Here is a 3,625-nt window from a genome sequence, read left to right as displayed (position 1 = left end):
GGGGACGGGTTGATGCGCTGGCGTAGTCTTCTGGTCGACATCCGTCGACCAGGGGAGGCGGGTGACTTCGACGGAAAGGAAGCCATGGTTGTTGCCGTAGGAAAACGGCGAGTCGTTGGCGAAGAAGTACAGGAAACCTGGTTCGACGATCTCGATCTCGCAGCCATTCGGAGTCGCCAGCAGGCAGCTCTCGTCGTCGATGCGCGCAACGCCGCTGATCGTGCTTTCGATGAGCCCGGTGAGCATGTTCTCCGAGTCGGGGTTGTTCGCCTCGAGGTCGGGCCGGGGATGGATGGCGGCGACCAGCGAGAACCACGGGCGCTCCTCCATGCGGCGGCTACCTTCGGCGAGGTGAAGGAGCCAGGCCTTGGATTCATAGCCGTCCGCACCTGCCGGGATCTCCTTGTCGATCCAGGCGCCGCTCGCCTCGATGCGATAGCGTTCGCCGACATCCACCTCGACGCCGGAGGCGTTCCACCACTTGTGGGCATAGGCCGGGAAGGAGGTCGAGCCGTCCACCGGCAGCTTGCGGAAGGGCAGGGCTTCCCGCTCCGGCTGCAGTGTCTCGTCGGCGCGCGGCGCCTCGTCCAGGTAGAAGTCGGTGCACACCGGAATGTCTTCGAGCGTCTTCGGCCGATAGTCGGCCCGCTCACGCAGGCGCTGCAGTACGCTGGGATGGAGTTCGGCAGCCTCGGGGATCTTGCGTGCCTTGCTCGGGCGCGTCCGCCAGATTGGCCCGCGGGTTTCGTCGTGTCGGTCCTCCAGGCTGTCGGGCGCCAGCGCCTCGCTGAGTTGGTCGGGCGCGAGCTGCAGGCCGGCATCCAGGTCGTTGATCTCCTGCATCATCCATTCGAGCGCGATGTCCGAGAGACCGTGGTTTTCGTAGCCGCCCCCGACATCGGCATGCGCACCGGCGAACCACACCTGCTTGACCCCTTCGCGCTCGGCCCACGGCGTCGGCGTGAAGTCGGCGCGGTGCTCGTCGATGGCCAGCGCCTGGCGGCCGTGTTCGACGCGCGGACTGAGTTCGCGGTCGGCAAATTGCAGGAAGTGGAGTTCGTCCCGGTCGGCCAGACGCAGGCCGTTGAACAGCGGCACGCCGAGTTCGCCGACCGTCTCCCAGACGCCGATCATGCGAATCGGCGTTTCGTCATGGTGCTTCCAGAAGCGGCCGCCGCGCTTCATGCCGCGCCCTTCCTTGTAGTCCAGCCAGATCTTTTCAGCCTTGTCGGCGGCGTCGTCGTCGTCGGCATAAACCGCCGGGATGAGGCCCGAGCGGGCAATGAATGCCCCGAGGCTGCGCGCCGCCCAGGCGCCGCGCGAGAAACCGAAAAGCCAGATCTTGTCGCCGCGCTGATACACCTGCGAAACCAGTAGATAGGCGTCGATCATGCAGTCGTGCAGGCCGATTCCCTGCGTGCCGCCGAGTAGCCCGCGCTCGCGTCCACCCCTGCCGATACTTTCGAAACAATAGGCGATGACCTCATCGCTGCGTTTGACGAGGTGCGAACGGATCGGTCCGTTTTCGTCGACCTGCCGCTCCTCGCCGGGCAGCATCTGGAACAAGCGGTAGACATTGGTGTGCTCGACGGGGTCGTTCCAGGTGCCATCCATGCAAACCACTATCTGCTTGGTCATCGTTCTTCCTCGTTGTCAGTGTGCTGTCAGCCGATGCGCGTGCGAATACCGACGGTGGCGCGCAGCGGGCTCGGATCTGCAAGGATACTACGCTCTGCGCCTGTATTGGGTCAGCGCAGGCCGCTGTGGAGATGTCCGATTCCCTCGCCGGCGGTGGTCGTCGCTCCGTGCGGCAGACGCGCAGTCGATCGCTGCGGCGTCTATGCCTTGCGTTTGCCGCCAAATGCAGCGCGGACGGCGGCAAATGCCTTGACGCCGATGAGCGTCAAGCTGCCGCCGACAATGCCCACCAGCGCGTCGAGAAGGAGCGGCGTCGATGCCGCGAGGAGGCCGCCGACGGCAGGCACGCCGCCCGCCAGCTCGGCAGCATGCGCGATCCCGTGATGCACGGCCGGGATGCCGTGCGCGAGGATGCCGCCGCCGACCAGGAACATCGCGGCGGTACCGATGACGGTCAGGGCCTTCATCAGGCGCGGAGCCGCCAGCAACAGGCCTCGGCCGATGGTGCGTGCGACGCTCCCGCTCCTGCTCAACAGGTGGAGGCCCAGGTCATCCATCTTGACGATGCCGGCGACGATGCCGTAGACGCCGACGGTCATGATCAGCCCGATACCGGACAGCACGGCCACCTGCGTGGTGAAGGAGGCGTCGGCGACGGTGCCCAGGGCGATGACGACGATCTCGGCCGAGAGGACGAAGTCGGTGCGGATCGCTCCCTTGATCTTTTCGGCTTCCAATGTCGGCAGGTCGATTGTCTCGTCGGCCGGTCCCAGGGCGTCCGCGGCGTCGTGCGGCGCGTCATCGGCGGCGGCGTGGAGCCATTTGTGGGCCAGCTTCTCGACGCCTTCGAGGCACAGGTAAAGGCCGCCGAGCATGAGCAGCGGCGTCACCGCCGCGGGCAGGAAACGGCTGATCGCGAGGGCAGCCGGCACGAGGATCAGCTTGTTCTTCAGCGAACCGACGGCGACCGCCCAGACCACCGGCAACTCGCGCTCGGCTCGTACGCCGGACACTTGCTGGGCGTTGAGCGCGAGATCGTCACCGAGGACGCCGGCGGTCTTCTTGGCGGCGACCTTGGTCATCAGGGCGACGTCGTCGAGGATCGTGGCGATGTCATCGATCAGGGCAAGCAGGCTGGCTCCGGCCATCGCGGTTTCCCGTCCTTTGCGTGGTGACTGCCGAGTCGACGGCAGCCAGGGTTGAATGGGCCGAATTCTAGAGGATAAGTGGCTGCGCGTTGCGCCTGTGGTATCCGCCGGTCTCGCCTGATCGTTGCCGGGCCGCCGCCAGGGAAGTGGTGGCAGCGGCTTCGCCGCGCCGCCGCTGCCGTACGACTGGCGCGGCGCCGTGACTTGGCGTTATCCTCCGCCTCTCGCGCCCGTGACTCGTCGATCGCTCGCCATCAACCCACAGGAGACAACCGTGCCCGCCCTGCTACCCCAACCCGATCCGGATGGACTCCTCGAATACTCGGTGGTGTATACCGACCGCGCCCTGAACCACATGTCGAAGCGCTTCCAGGGCGTCATGAAGGACATCGCGCGGATCCTCAGGACAGTTTACAACGGCAGCACGGCGATCGTCGTGCCCGGCAGCGGCACCTTCGGTATGGAGGCGGTGGCGCGGCAGTTTGCCACCGACCGCAAGTGCCTGGTGATCCGCAACGGCTGGTTCAGTTTTCGCTGGACGCAGATTTTCGAGATGGGGCGAATTCCCGCGGCGTGCATCGTCATGAAGGCGCGGCAGCTTGCCGAGGGAGCGCAGGCGCCGTTCGCGCCACCACCGATCGATGACGTCGTGGCCTGCATTCGCGAGGAAAGGCCGGCGGTCGTCTTTGCGCCGCACGTCGAGACTGCCTCGGGGATGATTCTGCCCAACGACTACCTGCGCGCCGTGGGTGAGGCGGTACGGGCGGTGGACGGCCTGTTCGTGCTCGATTGCGTGGCTTCCGGTGCGGTGTGGGTCGACATGGTCGCCAACCAGGTCG

At 66.2% G+C, this 3,625-nt stretch carries 2 protein-coding genes and 1 pseudogene; 1 reads left to right on the top strand and 2 read right to left on the bottom strand.

Annotation, left to right across the window (positions count from 1 at the left end):
* Both RUU78_RS00605 and RUU78_RS00600 read right to left on the bottom strand, forming a co-directional pair.
* The coding region (locus tag RUU78_RS00605; protein WP_313912643.1) for a DUF2235 domain-containing protein at positions 1-1,638 on the bottom strand (1,638 nt) is incomplete at its 3' end.
* Between the two features lie 200 nt (positions 1,639-1,838).
* Positions 1,839-2,786 carry a DUF808 domain-containing protein gene (locus RUU78_RS00600; protein ID WP_313912642.1) on the bottom strand — a complete coding sequence of 316 codons (948 nt, stop codon included), beginning with the start codon at positions 2,784-2,786 and terminating at the stop codon, positions 1,839-1,841.
* A 274-nt stretch (positions 2,787-3,060) separates the two neighbouring features.
* On the opposite strand from RUU78_RS00600, the pseudogene RUU78_RS00595 reads away from it, so the two are divergent.
* A pseudogene (locus RUU78_RS00595) lies at positions 3,061-3,625 on the top strand (alanine--glyoxylate aminotransferase family protein); the annotation flags it as partial.

Origin of the sequence: Tahibacter sp. (assembly GCF_032229445.1) — a bacterium.
Taxonomy (GTDB): Bacteria; Pseudomonadota; Gammaproteobacteria; order Xanthomonadales; family Rhodanobacteraceae; genus Tahibacter.
The sequence above is the reverse complement of the archived record's forward strand: the minus strand, read 5'-3'. Positions and strand labels throughout refer to the sequence as shown.